Genomic DNA, 26980 nt, shown 5'->3' with positions numbered 1-26980 from the left:
GACGCTAGATCTCCTTCCTGAAGCCGGCCCGGCCGATGCCCATCTGGTCCCGGTACTTCGCCACGGCGCGCCGCGAGATGTGGAACCCCATGCGGCGCAGCTCGTCGGCGATCTTCTGGTCCGACAGCGGCTTCTTCGCGTCCTCCTTGCCGATGATGTCCCGGATCGCGCTTCGCACCGCCTCCGAAGCGACCTCCTGCCCGTCGGACGTCGGCACCGCGCTCCAGAAGAAGTACTTGAGCTCGAACGTGCCGCGCGGCGTCTGGACGTACTTCCCCCTCGTGACCCTGCTCACTGTGGACTCGTGCATGCCCACGTCGTCGGCCACCTGCTGGAGCGTGAGAGGCCTCAGCGCGGCCTCCCCCTTGTCGAAGAACGCCTTCTGCGCGCGAACGATGCTCTCCATGACCTTGACCATGGTGCGCCTGCGGTTCTCCACGCTCTTGACGACCCAGCGGGCCTCCTTGAGCTTCCGGCCGATGAAGTCCCGCTCCTCGGCGCTCGGGCCCGAGGAGAGCATCGTGCGATAGGTGGCGCTGATCCTGACGCGCGGCACGTCCTGGTCGTTGAGCAGCACGAGGTACCTGCCATCGACGTCCTCCACCAGGAGGTCCGGCATGATGTACCCGGCGTCCTCATGCGCCGGATCGGTCCGCGGCTTGAGGTCGAGGTGTCGGATCTCCGTGATCGCGTTGCGGACCTCGTCCATGGAGACGCCGAGCTTCCGTCTGGCCTGGTCCGCCTTCCTCGCCGCGAGCTCCTCGAAGCACTCGGAGACGAGGCGCGCCGCGACGCTGTCGCCCAGGCCCTTCCGCTGGAGCTGAAGGAGCAAGCACTCGCGAAGCCCCCTCGCCGCGATCCCCGGCGGGTCGAGCGCCTGCACCACGGCCAGCGCGCGTTCCACGAGCTCGATGTCGACGCCGAGCGTCTCCGCGATGGACGCCAGGTCGTCGTACAGGAACCCGTTCCCGTCGAGCTCGTCGATGATGTACTCGGCAACGCGGAGGACGTCGCCGTCGGAGCACTCCATGTGAAGCTGATGCTTGAGGGACTCACCGAACGTCGCCACGGCCACGGGGACGCGCTCGTACTGGTCGTCCTCGTCCCGCTCGAGGTTCTGGCTGCACGCGTGGAGGTACACGTCGTCGAGGTAGTCGTCCCAGTCCATGTCGTCGGCGGGAGCGCTCTCCTGCACTGCCGGCTCGGGGGCCGCGGGCGCCGGCGGCTCCTGAGTGGGCGGCGCCGCGGGCTCGGAGCTCGTTCCGTCCTGCGCGCGCTCCGCGTCCTGCGCCTCCTTCTCGGCCTCGGCTTCTTCCTCCTCCTCGCCGCGCTCCAGAAGCGGGTTCTCGTCGAGCTGCTGCTTCAGGAACTGCTCGAGCTCGAGTGTCGACACCTGCAGGATCTTCAGGGCCATCTGAAGCCGCGGTGTCATGACGAGCTGCTGGTGCTGCCTCAGCTCCTGCCTGGGCTTCATGTCCACGCTGTCGTCTCCCGCTGAAGGCCGGAACCGGGGCACGCCTGCCTTGCGTCAACACCCGTCACAGCTGGAACTTCTCGCCGAGGTACAGCTTCCGCGCCTCGGGGTTCGTCGCGAGCTCCTGCGCGCTTCCCGACAGCAGGATCTCCCCCTCGTAGATGATGTACGCGCGGTCGGTCACCGAGAGCGTCTCGCGCACGCTGTGATCCGTGATGAGCATCCCGATGCCCTTGGACCTGAGCCTGCGGATGATGGCCTGGATGTCCTGGACCACGATCGGGTCGATGCCCACGAACGGCTCGTCGAGCAGCAGGAACGCAGGGTCGGTCACGAGCGCCCGCGTGATCTCGACGCGTCGCCGCTCGCCCCCCGAGAGCGTCGCGGCGCCGTGGTGCTCAAGCCCCTTGATGTCCAGCTCGCCGAGAAGCGCGTCCAGGCGCTCGCGCCGTTCGGCGCGCGAGAGCGCGAGCGTCTCCAGCACCGCCATGATGTTCTGGCCCACGGTGAGGCCGCGGAACACCGAGGACTCCTGCGACAGGTAGCCGACGCCCATCCTCGCCCGGCGGTACATCGGGGTCCGCGTGATCTCGCGCTCGTCGAGGAAGACCGCCCCCTCGTCCGGCGGCAGCAGCCCCACGATCATGTGGAAGGTCGTCGTCTTCCCGGCCCCGTTCGGACCGAGGAGCCCGACGACCTCGCCGCGGCGCAGCTCGAGGTCAACGTGGTTGACCACGGTCCTGCGCCCGTACCTCTTGACGAGGCCGCGCGCGCTCAGCGTCTCCGCGCCCGCGTCTCCGCCCGTCCGGTCACCGGTCCTCAACGAGCTCGCCCTCGGGGGTGCGCACGTACGCCTTGAAGTCCTTCACCTTCAGGTTCCTGAGGTCGGGGTCGGCCTCCATGCCGCTGCCGGTCATCACGTCGTTGCCCTTCGTCACCCGAACCGGGCGGTCGGACCTGATCTTCCCCGTCCTCTCGTCCCAGGCCAGCCTGTCCGTCGTGAGGACGGTCCCGTCCGCCGCCGTGACCACCACGCTGCCGTTGACCTCGATCGCGTTCGTGCGGCGCATGATGACGCCGGTCGCCGCCGTCAGCGTGGACCGAAGCTCCGCCTCGCTCCCGTAGAAGTCGACCCGGACGCCGCTGGCGTCGACGCGGTCCGACGCCTCGAACACGAGCGCCTCGCGCGCCTTGAGGACCCAGACCTTCCTTCCCTCCTGGGTCTGCGTCAGGGTGAAGCCCTGGATCTCCTGGTCCGGCATCGCCGCCGGGCGCTCCCGTCCCGTGGGTTCGCTGTGCTGACACGCCGCCGCAAGGAACGCGAGCACGAGCGATGCGCCGAGCGCCATCCTGCGCAAGACCATCGGCCGTTGTCCTCCGCCGCCGGGCCGCCCGCCGGCCGGCCGAGCGCCAATATACCCGCCGGGGCGGCGCGCCTCAAGGAGGCGGTCCGTGAGCCGGCGCAAGCGAGCAAGAGCCGTACCAAGCGCGCCCTGGCAGGCGCCCAGGGACCGGCGTTCCATCCCCTCAGCCCTTCGTGCCTCCGGAGAGCGGTCCGTCCGGACGCCGACAGGATACCAGAGCGGTACCCTCCGGTCAACCGGGCCTGGGCTCGCGCCGGCGGGACGGGATCAGCGAACGGCCTTCAGGCAGTCGTGGATGTGAATGACGCCGTCGGGGGCGCCGCTGTCGGAGAGCACGACAAGGGAAGTGATGGGGGTGGCGGCCAGGGTCTCCATCCGCTCGAGCGCCGTCGCCACGAGTTCCTCGCCGCGGATCGTCTTGGGGGACCTCGTCATCACGTCGCCCACGCGCGTGTCGAGGATGTCCGCTCGCTGCATCAGGATGCGCTTGAGATCGCCGTCCGTGATGATCCCGACGAGCACTCCCTCGCCGTCGACGACCGTCGTCAGACCGAGGCGCTTGTTCACGATCTCGCACAGGGCGTCCTTCATGAGGGCGTCCTCTCGCACCGCGGGGAGCTCGTCGCCCGAGTGCATGACGTCCCGCACGCGGAGCAGCAGCCGCTTCCCGAGCACGCCGCCGGGGTGGTACAGGGCGAAGGTGCTGCGGTCGATCCGCTTCTCCTCGAGCACGGCGACCGCGAGCGCGTCCCCGAGCGCGAGCGCGGCGGTCGTGCTGGCCGTGGGCACGAGGTCCATGGGGCAGGCCTCGCGCTCCACGCGCGCGTCCAACGCCACGTGCGCCTGCCGGGCCAGCGCGGAGTCGGGGGCGCCGGTGATCGCCACGATGGTCGCGCCGAGCGCCCGGACCGCGGGCAGGATCCTCAGAAGCTCGTCGCCCTCCCCGCTCTTCGACACGACGAGGACGACGTCTCCGGAGCCCACCATCCCGAGGTCGCCGTGCGCGGCATCGCCCGGGTGGAGGAACACCGCAGGCGTGCCCGTGCTCGCGAACGTCGCCGCGATCTTCCGCGCGACGACGCCCGACTTGCCCATGCCCGAGACCACGACCGTCCCGCGCGACGCGACGATGACCCGCACCGCGCGCGCGAACGGCAGGCCGAGCCGGGCGGAAAGCGCGCGCACGGCGTCCGCCTCCGCCTCGAGCACCCCCCTGCCGATGCGCAGGATGCCCTCGTCCGTGAGCCCGCGGGTCTCGGGACTCTGGTCCGTATGCCGCTCCAGGATGTGTCTCCCTACTCGCGCGCCGCCGCCAGATAGCCGCGGTACGCGTCCGTCCAGTCGCCCCGCGCCCTGAGGATGGCCTCTATGGTCTCGCGCGCGGCGCCGCAGCCGCCGGCGGCATCCGTCACGCGGTCCGCCGCCGCAAGGAGGTCCGCGCAGGCGTCCGCGACGGCCACGCCGAGGCCGACCTCAGCGACCGGCTCCAGATCCACCACATCGTCGCCGACGTAGGCGATCTCATCGAGCGTGATGCCCCTCGCGGCCGCCATCTCGCGCACGACGGGGAGCTTGCGCTCCTTGCCCTGTCGCACCTCCCGCACGCCGAGCATCTCGGCCCGCCGCATCACGATCTCCGACGAGCGCGCCGACAGGAAGGCGACCTCGATACCGGCGAACTGCGCGACCTTGATGCCGACGCCGTCCTTCACGGAGAACGCCTTGATCTCCTCGCCGGCCCGCCCGAGGATGAGCCGGCCGTCCGTGAGCACGCCGTCCACGTCGAGCACGAGCAGCTTGATCCCGAGCGCGAGCGCCCGTTCGACAGGCCTCATGCTCCGAGCCCCTTCCCCTGCCGCACGGCCTTCGCCACGGCCACGGCGCCCTCGAGGACGCCCGGGAGCTCCGAGAGCGGGACCATCGACAGCGCGTCGGACAGGGCGCTCGACGGATCCGGGTGGGTCTCGACGAAGAGCGCGTCGCAGCCCGCGGCGCACGCGGCCCTCGCCAGCAGAGGCACGAACTCGGGCGAACCGCCCGACGTTCCGCCCGCGGATCCCGGCCGCTGCACGCTGTGCGTGGCGTCGAAGACCACGGGGCATCCGAACCCCCGCATGGTCCCGATCGAGCGCATGTCGACGACGAGGTCGTGATAGCCGAACGACGCGCCGCGCTCCGTGAGCATCACGCGGTGGCTCCCAGCGGCGGCGGCCTTGGCCACGATGTGCCGCATGTCCTCCGGCGCCATGAACTGCCCCTTCTTGATGTTCAGGGGAAGCCCCGTCGCGCACGCGGCCTCGAGCAGGCGCGTCTGGCGGCACAGGAAGGCCGGGATCTGCAGCGCGTCCAGCACCCGCGCGGCGTGGCCGACCTCCTCCCGCTCGTGCACATCCGAGATCACGGGCACGCCGAACTCCCGCTTCACGCGCTCGAGGATCCTCAGACCCTCCTCCAGGCCCGGACCCGCGAACGCGCCGGGAGACATGCGATTGTCCTTCAGGTAGGACGACTTGAAGACGAGCGGGACGCCGAGGTCCGCCGCGATCCGCACGAGCGCCTCCGCGACGCCGAGCGTGAGCTCCTCGCTCTCGATCGCGCAGGGCCCGGCGATGAGCGCCAGGCCCCTCCCCGCTCCGACCTCCACGTCGCCGATGCGAACGGTGCGCTGCGGCATCTCGTCAACGCTCCCGGGCCAGCGCGGCCCGCACGAACTCCCGGAAGAGCGGGTGCGCGCGCCCCGGCCTCGACAGGAACTCGGGGTGGAACTGACACGCGACGAACCACGGGTGCCCGGCGATCTCCACGATCTCGACGAGCCCGGTCGCCGGGTTGATCCCCGACGCCACCAGTCCCTTGGACTCGAAGGTCTCGCGGTACCGGCCGTTGTACTCGTAGCGATGCCGGTGCCGCTCCCTCACCGCGTCGGCGCCGTATGCCGCGCGGGCCTTCGACCGCGGCTCCAGACGGCACTCGTAGGCGCCGAGACGCATCGTGCCGCCCATGTTGATGACCTTCTTCTGCTCGGGCATGAGGTCGATCACGGGATCCGGGGTCTCCGCGTCGAACTCCGCCGAATTCGCGCGCGCAAGCCCGCACACGTTCCGCGCGAACTCGATGACCGCGCACTCCATGCCGAGGCAGATCCCCAGATACGGGACGCCGTTTCGCCGCGCGTAGCCGGCCGCCAGGGCCTTGCCCTCGATCCCGCGAACTCCGAAGCCTCCCGGAACGAGGATGCCGCTGCAGCCCGCGAGCAGCTCGTCCCCGCTTCCCCTCTTCTCGATCTCCTCGGCGTCCACCCAGGCCAGATGGACGCGCGCATCGTTCTCGGCCCCGGCGTGCACGAACGCCTCGATGATGCTCTTGTACGCGTCCTTGAGCCCCGTGTACTTGCCGCAGACGGCGATCGTCACCTCGCGCGACGGGCTCGTGACGCGCGAAACAAGGCGCTCGAGCGGCGCGAGGTCCGCGGCGCGAGCGTCAACGCGGAGCTTCCTCAGCACGAGCTCGTCCAGCCCGTCCGCGTGGAACCGCAGCGGCACCTCGTAGATCGACGCCACGTCCACCGCGTCGATGACGGCCTCGACCTCCACGTTGCAGAAGAGCGCGATCTTCCGTTTCAGATCGGCGTCCAGCGACCGCTCGGCGCGGCACAGCAGGATGTCCGGTTGGATGCCGATGTCGCGCAGCGCCCGCACGCTGTGCTGGGTCGGTTTCGTCTTGAGCTCCCCGGCGCTCCTGATGAAGGGCACGAGCGTCAGGTGGATGAAGAGGGTGTTCTCGACGCCCAGCTCGAGACGCATCTGCCTGATGGCCTCGAGGAACGGCAGACTCTCGATGTCGCCGACCGTGCCGCCGATCTCCGCGATCACCGCGTCCGTGTCGGGGCCGCGCGACAGCGACGTGATCCTCGCCTTGATCTCGTTGGTTACGTGAGGGATGACCTGGACGGTTCCGCCGAGATACGTGCCCTTGCGCTCGTGCGCGATGACCGCCTCGTACACCTGTCCCGCCGTCACGTTGTTGTCGCGCGACAGCGCGCGGTCGAGGAACCGCTCGTAGTGGCCCAGGTCGAGATCGGTCTCGGCGCCGTCGTCCGTGACGAAGACCTCTCCGTGCTGGAACGGGCTCATCGTGCCGGGGTCCACATTGAGGTACGGGTCGCACTTCTGGAGCGTGACTCCGAGCCCGCGGTTCTTCAGCAGATAGCCGAGCGACGCGGACGCGATGCCCTTCCCCAGGGCGGACACCACGCCCCCGGTGACGAAGATGTACTTCGTTGCGGCGCTGCGTTCGTTCACCCGTCCTCCCCTGGGCCCTCTCCGGGCCGTGGCCCCTCCGAGGCCAGCGCCCGCACGGCCTCGTCGAGGTCCCGTTCCCTGTCCACGCCGGCGCATCCGCTGTCCGACAGCACGACCCCGATCGACATCCCGTCTTCCAGAGCACGCAGCTGCTCGAGCGACTCCAGCCGCTCAAGATCGCTCTGCGGAAGCGCCGCGAAGCGCTCCAAGGCCGCGCGGCGGAAGCAGTATATGCCCACGTGGTGGAAGTACCAAGGTGTTCCGGAGGCGTCCCGCGAGGCTGGTATCCCGGCACGGGAGAAGTAGAGGGCCCTCCCGCGACCGTCGGTGACGACCTTGACCACGTCCCTGCTTGCGTAGCCCGCAGGGTCCTCCGATCGGAACGCAAGCGTCGTCATGTCCAGATCCGGCGCGCTCACGAGACGACCGATCACGCGATCGATGTCGGACGGGTGAATGCGCGGCTGGTCCGCCTGGAGGTTCACCACGAGATCGCCGGGGAGGTCCTTCGCGGCGGCCGCCACACGGTCGCTCCCGGTCGGGCAGGGCACGTCAACGCGCACGACGCGGCCGCCGAAGCGCGCGACGGCCCGCTCGACCTCGGGGCTGTCCGTGGCCACGACCACCGCGCCCACGAGCGATGCGGCCGACGCCCGCTCGTACGCGTGCCGGACGAGGGGTTTGCCGGCAAGCTCCGCCAGCACTTTGCCTGGGAACCGGCTCGATCCAAGCCGGGCGGGGACCACGCAGAGCGCCAGCGATCGCGCCACGCCGCCACCTCGCGCAAGACCTCGGGCGCCGGCGGCGCCCGAGATGGGATCAGCAGTAGTCGAGCACGACGACCTTGGTCTCGCCGGCCGTGTCCTCGGACCGGACCTCCAGGGATCGGCGCCCCGGGCGCTCGACCCGACCCATGAGCTTCAGGAAGTCGTCCACCGGACGGATCGGAAAGCCGAGCACGTCGGTCTTGTAGTGCATCGGGATCACGACCCGCGCCCCGAGGCGCTCGACGACGCGCTTCGCATCCTCCGGGCCGATCGTGAAGTGGCCCCCGACCGGAGCGAGCAGCACGTCCACGCGCCCGACCGCCTTCGCCTCGTCCGCGGACAGCTGATGACCGAGATCCCCGAGATGCGCGACCCGCAGCCCGTCCGCCTCGATGACGAACATCGTGTTCGCCCCCCGCTCGCGCCCTCTGCTGTCGTCGTGGTACGACGGCACGCCGCGCACGGTCACGCCGCGCACCGTGCGCTCGCCCGCTTCGCGCACGATCTCGGGTCCCCCCGTCACGCAGCCGACGGCGTTGTGGTCGGCATGCTCGTGGCTCACGGTCACGATGTCCGCGCGCTCGCAGATCGGCTCGTATCCCACCGCTCCCTCATACGAACCGGCCTCGAAGGGATCCGTGATCACCCTGGTCCCGTCGGCGGTCTCGATGAGAAAGGACGCGTGCCCGAGCCACGTGATCCTCATGCATCACCCCCAGGTCCCAGTCTGCGCCGCAGGCGCCGACGCCCAAAGAGAAAGAGGTGCCTCAGGGGAAGCCTCGTCCCGCCGCTGCACCTCTTCCCAGACGAGCCTACACGACGCTGACGCGCTTCCGGTCCCGTCCCCATCGCTCGAACTTGACCTGCCCGTCCTTCAGCGCGAAGAGGGTGTCGTCGCCTCCGCGGCCGACGTTCCGACCCGGGTAGATCTTCGTTCCGCGCTGCTTGAGGATGATCGTGCCCGCGCGCACGGCCTCACCGCCGTAGCGCTTCACGCCGAGCCGCTGCGAGTGGGAGTCGCGACCGTTTCGTGAACTTCCAACGCCCTTCTTGTGTGCCACCGCGAACCTCCGAGAGACGGGCCATCCGCCCTAGACGGAGATGTCCCTGATGCGAACCTCCGTGAACCCCTGGCGGTGCCCCTTCTTGACCTGGTAGCCCTTCTTCCGCTTCTTCTTGAACACGAGGACCTTCCCGCCCAGCCCGTGCGCCACGACCTCCGCAAGCACCCGAGCGTTCTCCACGAGAGGCGTCCCGACCGTGAGCGTTCCCCCCCGCGACACCGCCAGCACCTCCCCGAGCTCCACGGTTCCGCCGACGTCCGCGTTGACGCGGGGCACGCGGACCGTCTCACCCGCCGACACCCGGTACTGGAGACCTCCTGTCCTCACAATCGCGTATTCCACAGCGTCCTCCTCGAGCATCTCATGTCGGCCCCGTCCGGGCCTTCTGGTACGAACTTGCATCCTACGGCGTGTGGCGGGACGTGTCAAGCCGGAATCTGAGTGGACAGGGCGCAGGCTCGCTGTTATCCTCCCTCGCCGTCACCCATTCAGGACAGACACGCGCAGCCCGCAGCGTCTCGCGGGCCGCCGCGGAGAGGTCTCACGTGGCGTCCCACGCAGGCGAGCTCCTCTCGGTGCTCGCGGCCCTCATCTGGGCGTTCTCGGTCGTCCTCTTCAGGATCAGCGGAAGGGGCTTCTCCCCGCTGTCGCTGAACGTCTTCAAGAACTCGATCGCGACGGCCCTCCTCGCCATCACCCTCGCGCCCTCCGCGCGTGCGACCCTCCCCGAGGCGCCGCTTCGCGACTACGCGCTCCTCGCGCTCAGCGGGATCGTGGGCATCACGCTGGCCGATACGATCTTCTTCAAGAGCCTCAACCTCGTGGGCGCCGGCCTCTCGCAGGTCATAGGGTGTTGCTACAGCCCCCTCGTGGTCCTTCTGTCCGCCGCGTTCCTCGCCGAGCGGCTGTCGATAGGCGATCTCATCGGAGCGGCCCTCATCCTCTCCGGGGTGCTGCTGTCCGCGGGCCACGAGCCTCCGCCCGGCGTGACGAGGGCCGACATCCGCCGGGGAACGCTCCTCGGAGCTCTGGCGTTCGCCCTCATGGCCCTCGGTGTCGTCATCGCCAAGCCGGTGCTCGACCGCTCGCCCGTGCTCTGGTCTTCGACCGTGCGCATGGCCGCCGGCGTGGGCGCCCTCCTGCTCGTCGTCGCCGCTTCCCCGAGCAGACGCTACGTGTGGCATGCCTTTCGGCCGTCACCCGCGTGGAAGGTCGCCGTCCCGGCGTCCGTCCTCGGAGCCTACCTCGCGATGATCGTGTGGATCGCCGGCATCAAGTACACGCTCGCGTCCACGGCATCCATCCTCAACCAGACGAGCGCCGTCTTCGTCCTGCCGGTCGCGGCTCTCGTCCTCAAGGAGCGCATCACGCTCCGCAAGCTCGCCGCAGTGGCGCTCGCCCTCGGGGGCGTCGCGACGGTGACCCTCTGCTGACGGCCCCGTGAAACGCAACGCCGCGGCACGAATGCCGCGGCGCCGCGTGTCTCCCGACGATCCGAAACCTACCAGCTGCGCCTCGAGTCCCTGTCGCGGCCCCCTCCGGCGCCGCGCCCCTCGCGCTCTCTCGCCTCGTTCACGCGGAGCGTACGGCCTCCGAAGTCCTGACCGTCCAGGGCGCTGATGGCAGCGTCCGCTTCCTTGTCGTCCATCTGGACGAAGCCGAAGCCCCTGGGCCGTCCCGTGTCGCGGTCGTTGATCACGTTCACGGAGTGCACGGTGCCGAACCGCGTGAACAGGTCCCGGATCTCGTTCTCGGATGCAGTGTAGGGCAGATTGCCCACGTAGATCTTCTTCAACCTTACTCCCTCCGGCCGCGCCAATCTGGCGGGCACAAGCGATTCACCGACGTCACGTTCGCCGACTCCTCTTCGATGCCAGCGCTCCGGTCTAACGTCCGTCCGGGGGCGCCTCCCCAAGCTCCTCCTCCGACGCGCGGTTAGAGCACACAAGGCCGGCAACGGCGCACCTACTCGATCAGGTCGATAGCGCCTCCTCGCGGCCCTCTCGAACCCGCGAACGGGTCGGTTGCCCCCAACGCGGGGCTGCAACCCGGATGGTACGATACGGGGAGCGACGCTCGGGAGAGACGACCCCGGCGTCCGTCACGGAAAGAGGATTGCTGCAGCGATACGGCACGCAGATGTCCAAAAAGGGAACCAGATCCGACTCGCCCACAGTATCGCAGACGCCGCCTCTCAGGTCAAGGCCTTTTCTGTCTCAGCAGCGGCCGACGCCGTCGCCCGCCGCCCCACCCTCTCGCGCACCGACCACCGCCTCGCCCACCCGTTGAATCAGCGTGCTGTACAGGTACGGCTTCTGAACGAACCCCGCGACGTCCTCGCCGGCGAAGCGCTGCGCCACCTCCTCCTCGCTGTACCCGCTCGAGATGACCACCCGAACATCCGGGCGGAGGCTCCGGAGCTCTCTGAAGGTCTCCTCACCGCCCTTCCTCGGCATCGTCAGGTCGAGCAGCACGCAGCCGATCTCGTCCTTCCTATCGCTGAACATCGTCACCGCCTCGTCGCCGTCCGACGCGCGGAGCACCGTGAAGCCCGCCTGCTCCAGCATGCGTCCGGCGACATCACGCACTGCCTGCTCGTCGTCGACCAGCAGGACCGTCCCCCCGACTGGCGCGTCCGCGCGCGCCGCGGCCTGCGCGGCAGGGCGCTGAACGGCCCGCTCACCCCGGGGCAACAGGACGCGGAAGGTGGTCCCGACGCCGATCTGGCTCGCGACTTCGACCGCGCCGCGGTGCCCTCTGATGATCCCGAGCGCCGCGGCGAGCCCGAGGCCGCGCCCCGTGAACTTCGTCGTGAAGAACGGATCGAAGATCCTCTGGATCGTCCCCTCGTCCATCCCGCACCCGGAGTCCTCGACCTCCAGATACACGTACTCCCCGTCGGGCAGCTCGTCGTCCAGGTAGGTCTCGCCGAGACACGCCCGGTCGCAGTACTTCACGCCCGTGCGCACGCGGATGACGCCGTCCTTGTCTCCCAGCGCGTCCGAGGCGTTGGTCAGCAGGTTCATGATCACCTGCCGGATCTGCGTCGTGTCCGCCACGACCGGAGGGATGTTGTCGCACAGCTCGTACACGAGCGTGGCCCGCTTCGAGATCGACACCTCAAGCAGGCCCCCCATCTCCCCGACGACGTCATTGAGGTTGATGGTCTCGATGAGGAAGCTCCCCCTTCCCGAATAGGCCAGCATCTGCCGCGACAGGTCGGCCGCCCGCTCCGCCGTCTTCTTGATCTCCCGGACCGAGTGAAGAGCTGACGACTCCGGCGGCAACGTGAGAAGCGCAAGGTCGGCGTTGCCGAGAATGCCCGTCAGCAGGTTGTTGAAGTCGTGCGCGATCCCGCCCGCGAGCACCCCGAGGCTCTCGAGCTTCTGCGCGTGCTGCACCTGCGCCTCGAGCTTCTGCCGCTCGTCCTCGTTCCACTTGCGCTCGATACCCACGGCGATGTTCTCCGCCACGAAGCTCAGGAGCTCAAGGTCCTTGGCGGAATACAGCGTCGCGTCTCCGTAGCTCTGCACGACCACGACGCCGATGACCTTCTGCGACGTCCTGAGCGGGACGCCCAGCCACAGCGGCGACGGCCGCCCGATGAGTTCCACTTCGCCGGCCCCCTCCAGCTCCTGGTGCTTCGCCTCATCGATCAGGATCGGCTTGCCGGTCCGCCTGACGTAGTCGGTCAGGCTCTTCTTGAGGGCCTGCGGCGGCGGGATCGTGAACTCCTCGCGGTACTCGTCCACAAGGTACGGGAACGAGTACGTGTCGCTCCCTTCGTCGTACAGCGCCACGTAGAAGTTCGTCGTGTCGATGAGCCGGCCGAGCTGGTAGTGGATGGCCTCCAGGAGCTCGGCGAGCCCGCCCGAGGAGTGCACGGCCTGGGAGATCTGGAACAGGACAGACTGCACCTTGTCCGCCTGCCGTCGCGCCGTGATGTCGCGCATGTGCTTGATCACCGCGACGACGTTGTTCTCGTCGTCCCTGAGGGGGAATGCTGAGATCTCCATCCAGCGCGACGCGCCGGAGGCTCCGGGGTACGGCATGACCTCGGTCCGCCTGTCGCCGGACTGCGCGGCCCGCGTGCACGGGCACCAGGGACACGGCGCGTCCCTGTCCACGAACACCTCGTAGCACTTGCGGCCGACCAGCGGCCCCCTGGCGCCGTACAGCTCCTCGACCCACGAGTTGACCCTGAGGATGTTGTGATCGCAGTCGAGCACCGTGATCCCGTCGCGGATGCTGTCGAACACGCTCTGCAGGAACCGGCGGTTTTCGCGAACCCCAAGCTCCGCCCGCTTCGCCGCGATGGCGCCACTGATGCGCGCCGCGATGCCCTCGAGCGCGTTCCGCGCGTCCTCCGGCACGGACTCGGCGTCGTGGGAACCCATGTTCATGCAGCCGAGCACCCGGCCTTCGTGGAGGATCGGGACGACGGCCAGTGCCCTCAGTCCCTCGCTCTCGTTCTTCGTGTCGTCGGGCGCGGTGACCGTCTCGTAGCGCCCGTACACCGGCTCCCCGCCGAGCACGACCTGCGTCTCCGGGGCGTCGGGCCCGTACCGCCCTGCGGCGGTCGTGAAGCCCTCGGACAGGCCGAAATGCCGAGCGAGCTCGAGCGACCCGGTGTCCTCGTTGAGCAGGTAGATGCCGCCGGCGTCCAGCCCCGACACGACCCGCGCCGCTTCGAGACACAGGTCGAGCCCCTGCGCGAGGCTCATGGGTCCGCTCAGCGCCCTGAAGAGCTCGCTTTCCGTCCTGACGATCTCCTCGCCGCGCCGCCTCTCGGTGATGTCCGTGGCGAAGTACAGGACGCCGGGTCTGCCCTGCCACGATATCACGACGCCGCTCAGTTCGACCCACAGCGTGGCACCGCCGGCGTCGAGGAACCGCATCGTCCGCGGATCGGCCACGGCCTCACCGATGAGCCGCCTGCGGAGCCTGCCAAGCGCTTCGTCTCTGTCGTCGGGATGCACGAGCTCCGCGAACGCCATGCCCTGCAGGGACTCGCGCGTGTGCCCCAGCACCGTCGAGGCCACGCGGTTGGCGAAGGCGATGTGGCCTTCCTGGATGACGACCACCGCCTCGTTGGCGTTCTCGACGACGAGCCGGTACTTCTCCTCGGACTCACGGAGCGCCTGCTCCGTGCGCGCGTGCTCGTCGAGCTGCCGGCGGAGCTGATCCGCCTTCTGCTGTACGCGCCGCCGCAAGGACGCTGATGCGGTGATCGAGACCAAGAGCACGCCCAGCAGAGCGAGCACCAGGACATGCGGCGGGAAGCGCTCGGCCAGCCCCTGGCCGATGTGCGTGAGGACTGAGGAAGGTGTCTGCGGCACGGATCCCCCCCGGTCGCGCGAAGCCCCGGGCCCACGGACTGAACCGGCCCCGCGGACCCCCGACGGCTGCACCCTGTTGCAATCCAGCGGCCAAAACGCCGCGCGGGCGTCGGCCATCGCCGCCCGCCCGCGCAGTCATAACTAGCATGTACGCCGCATGTTAGGCCCCGGCCCAGCCACCGGCCGTCGACGGCGGGGCCCCGCCCCCCCCAGTTCAGCTTCGCGGCATCGCTCCCTGCAACGCGCGGCCTCTACCTCGTGAGCTCGAGGAACCCGGGGTCCTCGCGGAGCGGCTCGAAGTCCGGGTCCTCCAGGGCACGCGACTTGAGCGACGGGTCCAGCTCCACGGCCCGCGCGAGCTCCTCAAGAGCCGCGCCGCGCAGTCCCCCCCGCGAGTAGTAGCACGCAAGGTGGTACCGCGGCTCACCCAGCTCCGGGTTCATCGCCACGGCCTCGCGCCCTCTCGCGAAGGCCTCTTCCCACGCGCCCTCGTCGCACAGCCGGTACCCCTCGTAGATGAGCGCCTGCTCCTCCCACACGTTGAAGATGCGGCGCAGCTCCGCGATCGGGTCGGCATGGTCATCGACGCGAAGATCGCAGTAGCGGTCGTTGTACCCGCCGTAGCCGCCCTTCTCCCGTACGATGAGCATCGCCGCCGACTGCATGCCCCGCGAGTCCCCGCCGGCTTCCTGCCCGGCCTCGAGCGCCCGCATCATGCGCTCGCCCAGAACGCCCTCCGTCGCGCGAAACGCGTCCGCCATGGCCTTGACCGTCGCCTCGCTCACGAGGATGTTGCCCTGTGCGGAGAACCCGGGGCCGGACTCGTGGCCGGCCCACGCCATGCACCTGGCGCCCGTGTACGCGGCGGACGCCCCAAGCGCATCCACCACGCCGACCTGGCGCTGCGCCGCTGCTTCGTCGCTCTCGAGGAGCCGCGCGATCACGTCCTCGACCGGCACGCCCTGCTCGAGGAGCGCAAGCCCGCGCGGGCCGAAGGTCGTGTTGCCGAACGCCTGGGAGGCGATCGCCCCGACGCCGGCCTTCGCCCACGGCACGACCGACCCGACGGCGAAGAACTTCGACTGCACCGCCACGCCGAGGTCGCCGGTGGCCGCGTCGTAACCGACGATGGAGTACGTCGCGACGGGCTCCGCCGCCTCCGCTGACGCCGCGCCCATCGCGAGCGCGACGATGGCGACGCACCACGCGCGCCCGGCCCGGCTGAGCCCGCCGACCATGACCTGTCTCACGTCGCCCTCCTTGCCCGCCCGACCTTCACGAGCGGATCATGATGAGCAGCATCTTGAAGCGCTCGGGCGCCTTGAGCGCATGGGGATCGTCGGCGGGCATCACGATTATCTGCCCGGCGCTGACCCGATGCGATGTGCCCGAGATGACGATGTCCGCCACCCCCTCGAGCACGATCACCATCGCGTCGAACGGGGCGGTGTGCTCGCTGAGCCCCTGCCCCCGATCGAACGCGAACAGCGTGACCGTGCCGGTCTTCTTCTCGAGAAGGGTCCGGCTCACGACCGAACCCGCCTGGTACTCGATGAGGCCCGCGAGGCCCTCTCCGCCGCGCCGTCCCGCGCTCTCCATCCGTTTCCCCCTCTCCTAGCGCCCGGGCGCCGTGGGCTTCGCCACGGGGCCCGCGCACACCGAGCGGCCCGCCAGCCACCCGCTCGCGAACGCCCACTGAAGGTTGAATCCCCCGCACGGGCCGTCGACGTCAAGCACCTCGCCGGCGAAGCGCAGCCCCGGCGTCGTCCTGCTCTCGAGCGTCTCCGGGTCCACGCCCGAAAGCGCCACGCCGCCGCGCGTCACCACCGCGTTCTCGAAGCCTCCGGTCCCGACCGCCGTGAGTCGCAGACCGCTCAGCGCGTCCGCCAGCCCGTCCTTGACCGCGCGGGGCAGCACGGGCGCACAAAGCCCTTCCGCCCCTGCGCGCGAGCAGACCGCTCTGGCGAGCGACCTCGGGAGGCTCTCGGACAGCAGGCCGGCCACGGAGCGCCGCTCGCCGGCGGCCCGCCACCCGTCCAGTCTCGCGACCCAGGACGCGCGGTCGGCCGAGGCGTCCAGCGACACGCGCAGCGGCACCTCCGCCCGCGAGGCAAGCAGCTCCGCCACCGCCCCCGAGACGTCGAGCACGGCCTGTCCGCTGATGCCCTCGTGCGTGAACAGGAGGTTGCCCTCGGCGGCCGCGCGCCTGCGCGGCACGTCCACGGTGACGCGCGCCCGCGCCACGGCCACGCCCGCGCAGCCACGCGGCCACCGCTCCTTCGTTCTCAACCCGACGAGCGCCGGCACGGGCTCCCTGATCCTGTGCCCCGCCGCCCGTGCGAGCGCGTAGCCGTCGCCGGTGCCCCCGAGGCGCGGGTAGCCGAGCCCGCCGGTCGCGACGATCACGACGCCGCAGGGGATGCGGCGGCCGTCCACGACCACGCCCTCCAGGCGCCGCTCAGGGAGGCACAGCGTCTCGACGGCGGCGTTCCGACGAACCACGACGCCCAGCCGTCCGCACTCGCCCACCAGCGCCGTGAGAACGTCGCCGGACCGGCCGCTCGAGGGATACACGCGGAACCCGTCGGGGCTCTCCGTGCTCACGCCGCGTTCGAGGAAGAACCCGCGCAGGGCGTGTCCGTCAAGCGCCCTGAGCGCAGGGAGCGCGAAACGACCGTCGCGCCCGAGGCGCTCTACGAACTCCTCGGGCGGAAGCGTGTTGGTCAGGTTGCAGCGACCGCCGCCCGAGGCCAGGAGCTTCCGCCCGGGCTTCGGAAGCCGCTCGCACACGAGAACGCGGGCGCCCCCGCCGGCGGCCCCGACCGCGGCCATGAGCCCGGCGGGCCCGCCCCCGATGACGACAACGTCAGGCCCCATGTCGATGTGTTCCGGCGCTAGACGTACCGCTCGAACCTGTCCGCGGCGGCCTTGCAGATCGGGCAGACCTCCGGCGGACCGTCGCGCGCGCACAGGTAGCCGCACACGCGGCAGCGCCAGACCGGGAGCGCCCGCCCCTGCGCGATGCCCCCCGCTGCCGCGGGTCGCTTGGCCGCGGCGCCGCCCGGCGGCCGCCTCTCGGGGACGGCCGCGAGCGCGCGCTCCCCCTTGAGCACGGCGGCCGACACGTACAGGCCGCAGAAGCACGAGCCCCACTCGGTCAGGTCCGCGTCGCGGTAGTCGCACGGGCAGATGATGTCCCTGTCCCTCCCCCGCTCCCCTGCCGCGAGCCTGCACGGACACGACCGGTATCCGAAACGCCCCTCGTTGACGAGGAGTCCCCTGACGATCCTCTCCGTCTTCGCGGCGTCCGGGTTGAGGTGATACCCCGAGCGCTCCGCGTCCCGCGAGAGCCGCTCGCGCGCGGACCGTGTTGTCTCCGACGAGACGTCCCCGTCCCGGCTCACAGGCCAAGCACCTCCTCGAGGCGCTCGGGCCTGTACCCGACGACCGCATCGGAACCGTTCACCACGACGAGCGGGAAGATCATCCCCTCGTTCCACTTCTTCACGTCCTCCACCGCCGCCGCCAGCTCATCCCCGTCCAGCAGGTCCACGTACGCGTAGTCGAAGTCCACGCCGCGCTCGACGAGGAACTTCCGCGCGTCCTCGCACCATCCGCAGGTGGACAGCCCGTAGAGCATGACGCGATGATCGCGCTTCGTTCCGTCCACGTGCCCCTTCACGTTGCCCATTCGACTCCCCCCGATCACGATCGGCGCCGCCCACTGACCCTCACGCTCTCTCCAGCGCAGCGAGGATCTCCTGCACGTCCGGCTGTTCCTTGATCGGGTAGATCCTGCTCCACGCGACGGCGCCCGCGGCGTCCACGATGAACACCGCCCGCTCGCTGAACCCGTTCCTCTCTCTGAAGATCCCGTACGCTATCGCGACGCCGCCGTGCGGCCAGAAGTCCGCCAGGATCGACGTCTCGGAGACGCCGATGGCCTTGGCCCACGCCGTCTTGCACGGCACGCTGTCCACGCTCAGCCCGAGCGCCACCGCGCCCCGCTTCTCGAACTCCGCCCTGTTCGCCTCGAGGTCCTGCATCTGCTGTGTGCAGACGGACGTCCACGCCAGCGGATGAAACGCCAGCACGACCTTCTTCCCCGAGAACTCCGCGAGCGACACGCTCCTCTCGTGCTGGTCCTGGAGCGCGAACTCCGGCGCCCTGGTCCCCTTCGCGATCCCCTTCGTGTCCACGGTGTCCCCTCCTTCGTCCTCTGAATGCGCACGCCCCGGCAGCTCCGGGTCAGCGCCGCCTCAGCAACGCCACGTTGTCGAAGCTCACCCTTCGGAGCCGTCGCGGGCTCAGCCGCTCGAACCACCCCACGAACTCGAAGCTCCCTTCGCGCTCGACCAGCAGTCTGAACTCCTCAGGGAACACGAGCACTGTCACGAGCCTGTCCGTGAGCGTCGCCCGCTCGCCCCGGTCGTCCACCTCCATCGTGAGGGTCTCCTCGACCTTCTGGGCCAGGGCGTCGACCACCCGCACGCTGTAGCGCGTCCGCACCTCGACGTCCCCGCGCTTCATCGTCCACAGCTGTTCGCCCTCAACGCCCGCGCCGCCCACGGCGGCCCAGTCCAGTTTCAGGTTTTCGATGAGATAGAGCCCTCCGCGTTTCACGGCCGCCGCAACTGACCCGAGGTGGTTCAGAACCTCCTTGTGGTTGCGGAGATGGGCCACCGTGCCCATCATCGTGAAGGCGAAGTCGACCTTCGTCGCAAGCCGGAACGAACGCATGTCCGCCCGGACGGTCTCGATGGCCACGCCGTCCCGCCGGGCGGCCTTTCTCACGTGCGCGAGCATCCTCGCCGAGCGGTCCAGACCGACGGCGCGATACCCGCGCCGCGCCAGTTCCCGCAGCTGGAGCGCCGGACCGCACCCGATGTCGAGGAACGCCCGGGGTTCGACGCGCGCATGGCGCCGCGCGTGAGCGAGAAAGAGGTCGGCCTGGCGCGCCGGGTCGACGAACCCGAACGCGATCTCGTAGTACAGCGGTTCAGCGTAGGCCCGCCCGCGTCTCACGGCCGGCTGCCTTCCTCCCGCTCATCCGGGGTCCCGTCAGAACGGCCGACCGTGCAGCCCCCCGACCACGTTCCCCACCTCGTGCTTGAGCGCCGCGAGCGACAGCGTCACGTCGTGCACGAAGAGGGCGAGTGAAGCCACGAGCGCGGACAGCCCCACGCCCCACAGCCAGAGGACGAGCACGTAGAGCCGCGCGTGGAGCGCGTAGATCGCGAAGAGGCAGAAGACGATCATGCCCGTGCAGAGCACGCTCACCGACGCGAGCGTGATGGAGGCCTGCAGGAGTCTCGACCGCTTGTAGATGATGCGAATCTGCAGCGTGATGTTCTCCGCCTGCAGCGGCGTCGCGGTGTCCATCTCGTTCGAGAGCTCCCGGATCGTGTCGATCGTGCGCGCGAGCCGGTTCGTCATGGACAGGAGGAGGAGCCCGACGCCGGAGATGAGGGCGACCGGTGAGATGGACAGCTGCAGCACCCTCGTCAGTTCGTCGATGCCGATCAGGTGCACTGCGAACACCCCCTTGCGATGTGCGTCTTGCCGCGCGCCCCGCGCCTCCGGGGCGCCTTCACGCCGCGCCAGCATACCGGGCGCCCGCGGCTCCTTCAACCCCCCACGTGGTCGCCGCCCGTCGTTCCCCCGTCGCCCTCGCCGCGGCGGAGCCTGCTCGCCCCCTGCACGACGAGCCCGCCCACGATCAGGACCAGCCCCGCGACCGTGCTCGGCCTGATGGTCTCGCCCACGACGAGCCGGATGAGAAGGAGCGACAGGAAGGGCGACAGGAACACGAGATTGCCTATCCTCGCGGCGCTCGTCGAGAGCCTGAGCGCGCTCAGCCAGAGCACGAAGGCCACGCTCATCTCGACGACACCCACGTACGCCGCGCCGAGAAGCGCTCCCGGCGCGGCGACGCGAAGCGTCGAGACCGAGGCGCACCAGAGGAGCGCGAGCGGCGTGCCGAAGAGGAAGCTCAGGAAGAGCGTGGACACGGGGTCGCGCCGGTCGAGCGTGCTCCAGACCCAGTAGCTCGCCCAGATGAAGGCGCTGCCCAGGGCGAGCGCGACGCCGCCCGCGGAGCCGCCGCCGCCGTTCGCGCGCCCCAGCGACACGACGACCACGCCGAGGTAGGCGATCACGCACGCCGCCGCGTCCCGGGCCGACAGCCGCTGTCGCAGCACCGGCACGGAGAGCACGGCCAGCACCACGGCCCACGTGTAGTTGAGCGGCTGCGCCACCTGCGCCGGCAGGAGGTCGTACGCGCGAAACAGAACGAGGTAGTACAGGAAGGGGTTGAGGAACCCGCGGGCGGCCGACCTCGCGAGCTCCGGTCCCGACGGACGGAGAGCCTCCCGGAGCTTCCCGCGGGCGGCGAGGGTCCCTCCGAGCACGAGCAGTGAGGTCAGGCTCGCGTAGAAGAGGAGCTGCGCGGGGTCGAGGCCCCGGAGCGCCACCTTGAACGCGGACGCGACGGTGGACCACAGCGCCACGGCGGAGACACCGAGGGCATAGGCCCGGACCTGTCGCGCCACGGCCATCGCAGCGCCCTCCGCGTCAGCGCTTCCGCGCGACCACGCACCAGCTCCGCGTCAGGAGGAGCTCCCGCGGATACGCGGAGAGCTCGGAGGCGATCTCCGGCGTGAGGAACCTCTCGCCCTCCGTCCCGGGCGGATCGTGGTTGACGTCCCGACCCTCGAAGACCTCGACGTCGAGCGCCGCGCCGAGCGCGTCGCGGTACTCCTCGGGTCGCATCCTGTTGAGGTATGCGAAGGGCGGGCTGCGGTTCTCGCGAAGATGGTCCCAGGGCGCGACGCGCCGAGACGGCTTCTCGTCCGGGTACGCCCAGTCGGGGCAGTGTCCCCCCGAGAGCGAGTAGAAGTTGTGCACGATCGCGTGGAAGAGCCCGCCCGGAGCGAGCAGCCGCGCGACCTCGCGCGCGAAGTCGCGGACGTCGGCCACGTGCTCGAGCACGGCGTTCGACGCGATCAGATCGAACGATGCGTCCGGCAGCGGGTACGTCCCCGCCTGCGCGTCGGCGACGACGAACCGCAGCTCGCGGGAGAACCGCCTGAGCGGTCGCCCCGCCTCCCGCTCGAGGGTGCCATAGTACCGCCGCGAGAAGAGCATGCGCCGCGCCGCGGTCTTGAGCGCCTGCTTCGGGCCGCCGCGCCTCAGCGTCCGCGCGAGCGCGACCGGCAGCGGCTCCGGCTTCACGTACGCAGCGTCGAGCGCGGTCACGGAAGCCCCGTCGGCCACGCACTGCAGCGCGAACGCGAAGACCGGCCCGCAGCCGAGGTCCAGCACGCGCCTGCCCGAAAGCTCCCGGAGCCCCGCCCGCGCCAGGTCCGCCCGGCACTTCGCGTACACGTTGTGGACGTCGTGCCAGGCGAACCGTTCCGTCCAGCGCCGATGGTACGCGAGAAGCTCGACCGCCTCACGAAGCGCCATCGCGCGCTCACCCCCGCTCGCCGCCCCACAGGCGGGCAAGCTCGACAAGGACGTTCACGGCCTGTTCCATCTCCTCGAGACACGCGTACTCGAGCGGCGAGTGGAAGTTGTGCATCCCCGCCGAGAGGTTCGGCGTCGGAAGCCCCATCGCGGACATCCTCGAACCGTCGGTGCCGCCGCGGATCGCCTTGAACGACGGCGTCCCGCCGGCGCGCCTCACGGCCTCGGCGGCGAGTTCCACGACGCGCGGGGCCCTCGTGAGCGCGTCGGCCATGTTGCGGTACTGCTCCACCACGGCGACGTCGATCTCCGCCCGGGGATGCTCCGCGACGAGCTGCGCGGCGATCCCGCGAAGGAGGTCCGCCTGCCGCTTGAGCTCCCCGGAGTCGAAGCTCCGGAGGAGGATCTTGATCGCCGTCTCGCCAACCCCGCCTTCCACCGTGTACGGGTGCAGGAAGCCCTCGCGGCCCGCGGTCGTCTCCGGCGCCATGCTGTGCCACGGCATCCTGCGGGCGAACTCCGCGGCGAGGCGGACGGCGTTGACCATCCGCCCCGTCGCAAGCCCCGGGTGGATGTTCCGCCCCTTGACCGTCACCGTGGCCAGGTCGGCGGAGAAGGTCTCGTTCTCGATGAGCCCCGCGCCCTCGCCGTCGAGCGTGTACGCGCCCACCGCCCCGACCTTCGTCACGTCCAGCTTGTCCGTGCCGCGCCCCGCCTCCTCGTCGCAGGTGAAGACGATGCGAAGCGGCCCGTGAGCGATGCCGCGGTCCGCCATGAGCCTGTCCACGGCCGTCATGATCACCGCGACGCCCGCCTTGTCGTCGGCGCCGAGCAGGGTGGTTCCGTCCGACGTGATGAGGGTCTTCCCGCGAAGCTCCGCCAGCCCACCCGCCTCGGCGACCCGGATGACCTTCGTCGGGTCGCCCGGAAGCGCGATGTCCCCGCCGTCGTAGCGCTCGTGCACGACCGGCTTCACTCCCGCGCCCGGCGCCTCGGGCGAGGTGTCCATGTGCGCGGCCCACGCCGTCACGGGCGCGCCCGGCGTCGTGGCGGGGACCGTTCCCATGACGATCCCGTGCTCGTCCTGCGACGCGTCGGCCACCCCGAGCGCCGCGAGCTCGCCCGCGAGCATCCTGCCCAGCTCGAGCTGCCCTGGCGAACTCGGGATGCTCCCGGAGTCCTCGCGCGCCGTCGTGTCCACCTGCACGTACCTCAGGAAGCGTCCGAGAAGAGAACTCATCGCGGTTCCTCCGACGACGCAAGGAAGACGAGGGCACCTCGGAAGCGCCGAGATGCCCTCGCAGGCTGCCACACGGCCGCGCGGACCGTCACGCGGCTACTTCTCGATGCTCAGGAGCTCCACCTCGAAGATGAGCGCCGAGTTCGGACCGATCCTCCCGCCCGCGCCGCGCTCGCCGTACGCGAGGTCGGGCGGCAGGAAGATGCGGTACTTGCTGCCCACCGGCATAAGCTGCAGCGCCTCGGTCCACCCGGGGATCACGGCGTCGAGCTGGAACTGCGCCGGCTGGCCCTGCGCGTACGAGCTGTCGAACTCCGTGCCGTCGATGAGGGTCCCGCGGTAGTGCACCGACACGCGGTCGGTCGCCTTCGGCTTCGCGCCGCCGCCCTGCGTCAGCACCTCGTACTGCAGCCCGCTCGCCGTCGTGACGATGCCGTCCTTGGCCTTGTTCGCCTCGAGGAACGCCCGGCCTGCATCGAGGTTCGTCGCCGCCGCCTCGTCCCTCTTCTTGAGCTCGGCGTCGCGCGCCTTCTGCGAGAACTCCTGCATGACGGTCATGACCTCCTCGGAGGTCATGAGCGGCTTGCCTCCCTCGAGCGTGTCGCGGAGGCCCTGCACGAACGCGGCAACGTCGATCGGCATGTTCGTCGCCTTGAGCGATGCGCCCACGTTCAGACCGATCGCGTAGCTTGAGCGCTCGTCGAACGTGCTGAGCTGCTTCTTCGGCGCGATGCCCTTGCCGCACGACGTCAGAGCCAGCGCCACCGCGAGGACCGCCACGACCACCAGCACCCTTCTCATGTTCGCTCCCTCTTGTGAGCTTCGCCGGCCCCGCGCGCGTGCCGCGTCATGAGGGCCGGCTTCGTTGACCGTGCATCGAACGGAGATGATAGCCCTTTCCGGGCGGTTTTCCAAGCCCTGTCCCGCGCCCCCCCGCGGGGCCGCAACGAGGCCTATCTGAGGGCGAAGGCCGCCCGCACGGTCACCGTCGCGTCCTTCTCCCGCGTGGACGTGCTGAAGATCCCGTAGTCGGAGACCTCGGAGGAGTACGGCTCCGTGAACTGGAAGACGCCCGACCTCGCGGCCAGCATCCTCCCGAGGCGACGCTCGGCGCTCCTCGCCATCTCCTCGGCGCGGGCCATCGCGTCGCGCGTCGCCGCCGCGAGGAGCGTCTGCTTCACCGCGGCCAGGTCCGACACGTAGAACTCCAGGTCCGAGCCCTGGAGCAGGACGCCTCCGCCGATGAGCGCCGCCGGGTTCGTCGCCAGCGACTCGACCCTGTCCAGCTCCTTCGAGGTGACCGTGATGCTCTGGCCGGCCGTGTAGCCGGGCACCGTGCCATCGGGAGCGTAGTTCCTGAAGATGGAGATGGGATGAACCGTGATGTCCGCCGCCGCGATGCCCGCCGCCGTCAGCGCGTCGGTCACGGCGCGCGCGTCGGCCGCCATGCGCCCGTAGCCGTCGGCGACGGCCGAGGGCGACAGCGACCTGGCCAGCGAGATCCTCCACTTCACGATGTCCGAGGACACGCGCTGCGTCGCCACCCCCACGACCGCGATGGACTCGTCGTCCGACCGCGCGCCGTAGAAGAACGCTCCGAGCACCGTGGCCCCAACGACCAGCGCGAGCGCCAGCACCAACGCGTCGAACCTCTTCATGTGCACCTCCCGGCCGCCCACGCGCGGCCATCCGTGGACTGCAGCCGCCGCCTAGATCACGTGCGGCGACTCGAGCCTGCACGCGTGCGTGCCGTCGCGCCGCTCCCACTGCACCGTCGCGTGCGCGATCCCGAACCGCGACTCGAGGTCTTCACAGATGCGCGCGAGGAGCGCGTCGTCGCCCGTCGGGTCGGGCTTGACCAGGTGCGCCGTGAGCGCCGTGTGCGTCGTGCTCGTCCCCCAGATGTGGAGGTCGTGCACGGCCAGAACGCCCGGGAGGCCGTGGAGATACGCCTCCACCGCGTCCCGGTCGATCCCCCGTGGCACGGCGTCGAGCGCGAGATCGAGCGCCTCCCTGAGCACGCCCCACGTTCCGACGCCGATGGCCGCCACGACCACGAGCCCGACGGCCGGGTCGATCCACGGCAGCCCCGTGGCGCGGATCATGAGACCCGCGACCACGACGCCGGCCGACACGCCCGCGTCGGCGAGCATGTGGACGAACGCGGCGCGCGCGTTCAGGTCGGACTTCCTCTGCCTCAGGAACAGGAGCGCCGTGCCCGTGTTGACGACGATCCCTGCGGCCGCGGCCCACATCACCACCGTGCCTGAGACCGGCTCGGGGCTCCCGAGCCTCCGGAGCGCCTCCCAGGCGATCGCGCCTGCTGCGCCGGCGAGCAGCACCGCGTTCAGCAGCGACGCGAGGATCGTCGTCCGACCCAGCCCGTAGGTCCGCCGCGCCGTCGGGGCGCGCCGCGCGAGCCGGAACGCGCCCCAGGCCAGAAGGAGCCCCAGCACGTCGCTCAGGTTGTGTCCCGCGTCCGCAAGGAGCGCGAGGGACCCCGAGACGAGACCCAGCCCCGCCTCGACGACGACGAACGCGGCGTTCACCGACAGGCCGAGGACGAACGCCCGCTCGCGGCCCCACCCGTCGTCGAGGTGCGCGTGCCCGTGGCTCACGTCCTTCTCCTCCTCGGCCCGGCCCAGAGATGCGTCTCGAGGTCCACGCGTCCGCCGTCGTCGAACGCCACGCCCTCCCGCTCGAGGAGCGCGCGCTGAACCTCGCCCCCCTCACCGCGAAGGCTGATCCGGCCTGCGGCGTTGATGACCCGGTGCCACGGCACGCCGCTTCCGGCGGGCACCGCCGCCATCGCGTATCCCACCATCCGCGGCGTGCAACGCCCGGCGACGGCCGCGACCTGTCCGTAGGTCGCCACGCGGCCGGCCGGGATCAGCCGCACGACGGCGTGGATCCGCTCGTGCAGGCCCTCCCCACCCTCATGCCGAGACGGCTTGCGCAATGGTCCAGAGCCCGATGCACACGAACCCCACGCCGGCAACCCACGACAGCACCTTCGGGCTCACGTGCTGGCAGACGAACGCGCCGGCCAGCACCGCGACGGCGGAGGCCACGACGAGCGCGCCCGCGGACGCCGCGAAGACGAGGAGCTTCGGGCTGTCCTTGTTCGAGGCGAACATCAGCGTGGCGAGCTGTGTCTTGTCCCCCAGCTCGGCGACGAGCACCGAGGCGAACACGACTGCGAACGTCCTGAGCCCCATGGGTTCCTCTCCGCACGCACGCGGCGATCAACGCGGCGGCTCCCCGCGCGCTGCGGCGCACGGTCGGCCACCGTCAGCTCTCGGCCCACTTCCTGAGCTCCACCTTGATCTTCTGCTCGACCTTCCGTCCGATGTCTGCCCACTCGTCGTCCTGCGCCGCGCCCTCGGCCCAGCCCTTGATGGCGCGCCGGACGTGCGCCTCCACCCTGCGGGAGATCTCCTCCATCTCGCGCTCGGCGAGCTTCCTGCGTCTCGCGCGCGCCCAGCCGCGCGGCTTCAGGATGCCGCCCAGGCCGGCGATGGCGCCCAGCACGAAGCCAAGGTCGTACAGGTGGCCGGAGTTGCGGATCTCGTAGATCTGCACCCGCTCGGTGAACAGGCTCACGATGAACGTCACGCAGACGATCAGGCCATGCCACAACCCGGCCCAGAACCCAGCGTCGCCCGTCGTGAACCGGTCCGAGCCGGGCGCGCACCCCGTCGCGACCAGCGCGACGACCGCGAGCGCCCCGCAGACCAGGACACCCCTGCGCTGCAACATCTCACCCTCCTCGACGCGGTCTCGGTCTCGCTCCCGCTCCCGCGTCACGCCTCACACGAAGAGCCTCCGCTACCGCCAGAACACCCACAGGAACGCGTAGGCCATCACCACGCCCGCCAGGGTGAACGGCAGCCCCAGTCTCGCGAACTCGCCGAAGGACACGTGGTATCCCTCGCGCTTCGCGATGCCGCACGCCACGATGTTC

Annotated in this window: 32 protein-coding genes; 1 reads left to right on the top strand and 31 read right to left on the bottom strand. The window is 70.3% G+C overall.

From position 1 onward, the window contains the following. Nucleotides 1-4 precede the first annotated feature (4 nt). The 11 genes from rpoN to rplU all read right to left on the bottom strand — a co-directional run bounded on the left by rpoN (nt 5) and on the right by rplU (nt 9330). Entirely contained in the window at nt 5-1480 is a 1476-nt protein-coding gene (gene rpoN / locus FJY74_00880) for an RNA polymerase factor sigma-54 (protein MBM3306872.1), read from the bottom strand. A gap of 58 nt (nt 1481-1538) precedes the next feature. Beyond that, a complete protein-coding gene (gene lptB / locus FJY74_00875; GenBank protein ID MBM3306871.1) occupies nt 1539-2297 on the bottom strand; it encodes an LPS export ABC transporter ATP-binding protein in 759 nt (252 codons plus the stop codon). Further along, nucleotides 2284-2838 (bottom strand): LPS export ABC transporter periplasmic protein LptC, encoded by a 555-nt coding sequence (gene lptC / locus FJY74_00870; protein MBM3306870.1) that lies wholly within the window; start codon nt 2836-2838, stop codon nt 2284-2286. Before lptC ends, lptB begins: the two co-directional genes overlap by 14 nt. 267 nt (nt 2839-3105) lie before the next feature. Beyond that, the gene (locus tag FJY74_00865; GenBank protein ID MBM3306869.1) at nt 3106-4068 is read right to left on the bottom strand and encodes a KpsF/GutQ family sugar-phosphate isomerase; all 963 of its coding nucleotides are present in this window, start codon (nt 4066-4068) and stop codon (nt 3106-3108) included. Between the two features lie 65 nt (nt 4069-4133). Then, on the bottom strand, nt 4134-4673 hold the full coding sequence (locus FJY74_00860; protein MBM3306868.1) for an HAD hydrolase family protein: 540 nt from the start codon (nt 4671-4673) through the stop codon (nt 4134-4136). Continuing rightward, nucleotides 4670-5512, bottom strand: a complete 843-nt coding sequence (kdsA, locus tag FJY74_00855; GenBank protein ID MBM3306867.1) for a 3-deoxy-8-phosphooctulonate synthase — start codon at nt 5510-5512, stop codon at nt 4670-4672. Before kdsA ends, FJY74_00860 begins: the two co-directional genes overlap by 4 nt. Before the next feature lie 4 nt (nt 5513-5516). Further along, complete coding sequence (locus FJY74_00850) at nt 5517-7235, bottom strand: CTP synthase (protein ID MBM3306866.1); 1719 nt, start codon at nt 7233-7235, stop codon at nt 5517-5519. Next, nucleotides 7136-7909 (bottom strand): 3-deoxy-manno-octulosonate cytidylyltransferase, encoded by a 774-nt coding sequence (gene kdsB, locus FJY74_00845; protein ID MBM3306865.1) that lies wholly within the window; start codon nt 7907-7909, stop codon nt 7136-7138. The genes FJY74_00850 and kdsB overlap by 100 nt, the downstream gene beginning before the upstream one ends. Before the next feature lie 49 nt (nt 7910-7958). Further along, nucleotides 7959-8612 (bottom strand): MBL fold metallo-hydrolase, encoded by a 654-nt coding sequence (locus tag FJY74_00840; GenBank protein MBM3306864.1) that lies wholly within the window; start codon nt 8610-8612, stop codon nt 7959-7961. A gap of 106 nt (nt 8613-8718) precedes the next feature. Further along, nucleotides 8719-8967, bottom strand: coding sequence for a 50S ribosomal protein L27 (gene rpmA / locus FJY74_00835; GenBank protein MBM3306863.1), 249 nt, complete (start codon nt 8965-8967; stop codon nt 8719-8721). A 30-nt stretch (nt 8968-8997) separates the two neighbouring features. Next, on the bottom strand, nt 8998-9330 hold the full coding sequence (gene rplU, locus FJY74_00830) for a 50S ribosomal protein L21 (protein ID MBM3306862.1): 333 nt from the start codon (nt 9328-9330) through the stop codon (nt 8998-9000). Between the two features lie 185 nt (nt 9331-9515). Between rplU and FJY74_00825 the strand changes: the two genes are divergently transcribed. Then, entirely contained in the window at nt 9516-10403 is an 888-nt protein-coding gene (locus FJY74_00825; protein ID MBM3306861.1) for a DMT family transporter, read from the top strand. Nucleotides 10404-10471: 68 nt separating this feature from the next. On the opposite strand, the gene FJY74_00820 is transcribed toward FJY74_00825, so the two are convergent. The 20 genes from FJY74_00820 to FJY74_00725 form a co-directional block, all read right to left on the bottom strand. Next, nucleotides 10472-10765 carry an RNA-binding protein gene (locus FJY74_00820; protein ID MBM3306860.1) on the bottom strand — a complete coding sequence of 98 codons (294 nt, stop codon included), beginning with the start codon at nt 10763-10765 and terminating at the stop codon, nt 10472-10474. A 421-nt stretch (nt 10766-11186) separates the two neighbouring features. After that, nucleotides 11187-14309, bottom strand: a complete 3123-nt coding sequence (locus FJY74_00815) for a PAS domain S-box protein (GenBank protein ID MBM3306859.1) — start codon at nt 14307-14309, stop codon at nt 11187-11189. Between the two features lie 251 nt (nt 14310-14560). Beyond that, on the bottom strand, nt 14561-15487 hold the full coding sequence (locus FJY74_00810) for a DUF1028 domain-containing protein (protein MBM3306858.1): 927 nt from the start codon (nt 15485-15487) through the stop codon (nt 14561-14563). A 97-nt stretch (nt 15488-15584) separates the two neighbouring features. Continuing rightward, complete coding sequence (locus tag FJY74_00805) at nt 15585-15908, bottom strand: cupin domain-containing protein (GenBank protein ID MBM3306857.1); 324 nt, start codon at nt 15906-15908, stop codon at nt 15585-15587. Between the two features lie 15 nt (nt 15909-15923). Then, nucleotides 15924-17186 carry an aminoacetone oxidase family FAD-binding enzyme gene (locus FJY74_00800; GenBank protein ID MBM3306856.1) on the bottom strand — a complete coding sequence of 421 codons (1263 nt, stop codon included), beginning with the start codon at nt 17184-17186 and terminating at the stop codon, nt 15924-15926. A gap of 17 nt (nt 17187-17203) precedes the next feature. Next, nucleotides 17204-17713, bottom strand: coding sequence for a ferredoxin:glutaredoxin reductase (locus FJY74_00795; protein MBM3306855.1), 510 nt, complete (start codon nt 17711-17713; stop codon nt 17204-17206). After that, nucleotides 17710-18000 carry a glutaredoxin family protein gene (locus tag FJY74_00790; protein MBM3306854.1) on the bottom strand — a complete coding sequence of 97 codons (291 nt, stop codon included), beginning with the start codon at nt 17998-18000 and terminating at the stop codon, nt 17710-17712. The genes FJY74_00795 and FJY74_00790 overlap by 4 nt, the downstream gene beginning before the upstream one ends. Before the next feature lie 40 nt (nt 18001-18040). Continuing rightward, a complete protein-coding gene (locus FJY74_00785; protein MBM3306853.1) occupies nt 18041-18493 on the bottom strand; it encodes a redoxin domain-containing protein in 453 nt (150 codons plus the stop codon). A 64-nt stretch (nt 18494-18557) separates the two neighbouring features. Continuing rightward, nucleotides 18558-19334, bottom strand: a complete 777-nt coding sequence (locus tag FJY74_00780; protein MBM3306852.1) for a class I SAM-dependent methyltransferase — start codon at nt 19332-19334, stop codon at nt 18558-18560. 36 nt (nt 19335-19370) lie between these two features. Further along, nucleotides 19371-19841, bottom strand: coding sequence for a DUF2721 domain-containing protein (locus tag FJY74_00775; GenBank protein MBM3306851.1), 471 nt, complete (start codon nt 19839-19841; stop codon nt 19371-19373). 95 nt (nt 19842-19936) lie between these two features. After that, nucleotides 19937-20860, bottom strand: coding sequence for a DMT family transporter (locus tag FJY74_00770; GenBank protein ID MBM3306850.1), 924 nt, complete (start codon nt 20858-20860; stop codon nt 19937-19939). Nucleotides 20861-20882: 22 nt separating this feature from the next. Beyond that, nucleotides 20883-21776 carry a class I SAM-dependent methyltransferase gene (locus FJY74_00765; GenBank protein MBM3306849.1) on the bottom strand — a complete coding sequence of 298 codons (894 nt, stop codon included), beginning with the start codon at nt 21774-21776 and terminating at the stop codon, nt 20883-20885. Nucleotides 21777-21783: 7 nt separating this feature from the next. Further along, nucleotides 21784-23016 (bottom strand): peptidase T, encoded by a 1233-nt coding sequence (gene pepT / locus FJY74_00760; GenBank protein MBM3306848.1) that lies wholly within the window; start codon nt 23014-23016, stop codon nt 21784-21786. A gap of 96 nt (nt 23017-23112) precedes the next feature. Then, nucleotides 23113-23817 carry an FKBP-type peptidyl-prolyl cis-trans isomerase gene (locus FJY74_00755; GenBank protein MBM3306847.1) on the bottom strand — a complete coding sequence of 235 codons (705 nt, stop codon included), beginning with the start codon at nt 23815-23817 and terminating at the stop codon, nt 23113-23115. Nucleotides 23818-23969: 152 nt separating this feature from the next. Further along, nucleotides 23970-24674, bottom strand: coding sequence for an SIMPL domain-containing protein (locus FJY74_00750; protein ID MBM3306846.1), 705 nt, complete (start codon nt 24672-24674; stop codon nt 23970-23972). Between the two features lie 51 nt (nt 24675-24725). Continuing rightward, nucleotides 24726-25661 (bottom strand): cation transporter, encoded by a 936-nt coding sequence (locus tag FJY74_00745; protein MBM3306845.1) that lies wholly within the window; start codon nt 25659-25661, stop codon nt 24726-24728. Then, on the bottom strand, nt 25631-25939 hold the full coding sequence (locus FJY74_00740) for an MGMT family protein (protein ID MBM3306844.1): 309 nt from the start codon (nt 25937-25939) through the stop codon (nt 25631-25633). Before FJY74_00740 ends, FJY74_00745 begins: the two co-directional genes overlap by 31 nt. Nucleotides 25940-25952: 13 nt before the next feature. Next, a complete protein-coding gene (locus FJY74_00735) occupies nt 25953-26234 on the bottom strand; it encodes a TMEM165/GDT1 family protein (GenBank protein MBM3306843.1) in 282 nt (93 codons plus the stop codon). A 73-nt stretch (nt 26235-26307) separates the two neighbouring features. Then, nucleotides 26308-26775: a hypothetical protein gene (locus FJY74_00730; protein MBM3306842.1), complete on the bottom strand. Its 468-nt coding sequence runs from the start codon at nt 26773-26775 to the stop codon at nt 26308-26310. A gap of 69 nt (nt 26776-26844) precedes the next feature. Continuing rightward, nucleotides 26845-26980: arsenic transporter (locus tag FJY74_00725; protein MBM3306841.1), on the bottom strand; the 136-nt coding region annotated here is incomplete at its 5' end.

Origin of the sequence: Candidatus Effluviviaceae Genus I sp. (genome assembly GCA_016867725.1) — a bacterium.
GTDB lineage: Bacteria > Joyebacterota > Joyebacteria > Joyebacterales > Joyebacteraceae > VGIX01.
This window is presented reverse-complemented; position numbering and strand designations above follow the sequence as displayed.

Bases quoted from the DNA above. Each gene is read 5' to 3' on its own strand.
- lptC (MBM3306870.1), bottom strand. From the start codon at position 2,838: ATGGTCTTGCGCAGGATGGCGCTCGGCGCATCGCTCGTGCTCGCGTTC.
- FJY74_00860 (MBM3306868.1), bottom strand. From the start codon at position 4,673: ATGAGGCCTGTCGAACGGGCGCTCGCGCTCGGGATCAAGCTGCTCGTG.
- kdsA (MBM3306867.1), bottom strand. From the start codon at position 5,512: ATGCCGCAGCGCACCGTTCGCATCGGCGACGTGGAGGTCGGAGCGGGG.
- FJY74_00850 (MBM3306866.1), bottom strand. From the start codon at position 7,235: ATGCGCCGGCGTGGACAGGGAACGGGACCTCGACGAGGCCGTGCGGGC.
- FJY74_00840 (MBM3306864.1), bottom strand. From the start codon at position 8,612: ATGAGGATCACGTGGCTCGGGCACGCGTCCTTTCTCATCGAGACCGCC.
- rplU (MBM3306862.1), bottom strand. From the start codon at position 9,330: ATGCTCGAGGAGGACGCTGTGGAATACGCGATTGTGAGGACAGGAGGT.
- FJY74_00810 (MBM3306858.1), bottom strand. From the start codon at position 15,487: ATGGGCGCGGCGTCAGCGGAGGCGGCGGAGCCCGTCGCGACGTACTCC.
- FJY74_00805 (MBM3306857.1), bottom strand. From the start codon at position 15,908: ATGGAGAGCGCGGGACGGCGCGGCGGAGAGGGCCTCGCGGGCCTCATC.
- FJY74_00800 (MBM3306856.1), bottom strand. From the start codon at position 17,186: ATGGGGCCTGACGTTGTCGTCATCGGGGGCGGGCCCGCCGGGCTCATG.
- FJY74_00790 (MBM3306854.1), bottom strand. From the start codon at position 18,000: ATGGGCAACGTGAAGGGGCACGTGGACGGAACGAAGCGCGATCATCGC.
- FJY74_00765 (MBM3306849.1), bottom strand. From the start codon at position 21,776: ATGGCGCTTCGTGAGGCGGTCGAGCTTCTCGCGTACCATCGGCGCTGG.
- pepT (MBM3306848.1), bottom strand. From the start codon at position 23,016: ATGAGTTCTCTTCTCGGACGCTTCCTGAGGTACGTGCAGGTGGACACG.
- FJY74_00755 (MBM3306847.1), bottom strand. From the start codon at position 23,817: ATGAGAAGGGTGCTGGTGGTCGTGGCGGTCCTCGCGGTGGCGCTGGCT.
- FJY74_00750 (MBM3306846.1), bottom strand. From the start codon at position 24,674: ATGAAGAGGTTCGACGCGTTGGTGCTGGCGCTCGCGCTGGTCGTTGGG.
- FJY74_00735 (MBM3306843.1), bottom strand. From the start codon at position 26,234: ATGGGGCTCAGGACGTTCGCAGTCGTGTTCGCCTCGGTGCTCGTCGCC.
- FJY74_00730 (MBM3306842.1), bottom strand. From the start codon at position 26,775: ATGTTGCAGCGCAGGGGTGTCCTGGTCTGCGGGGCGCTCGCGGTCGTC.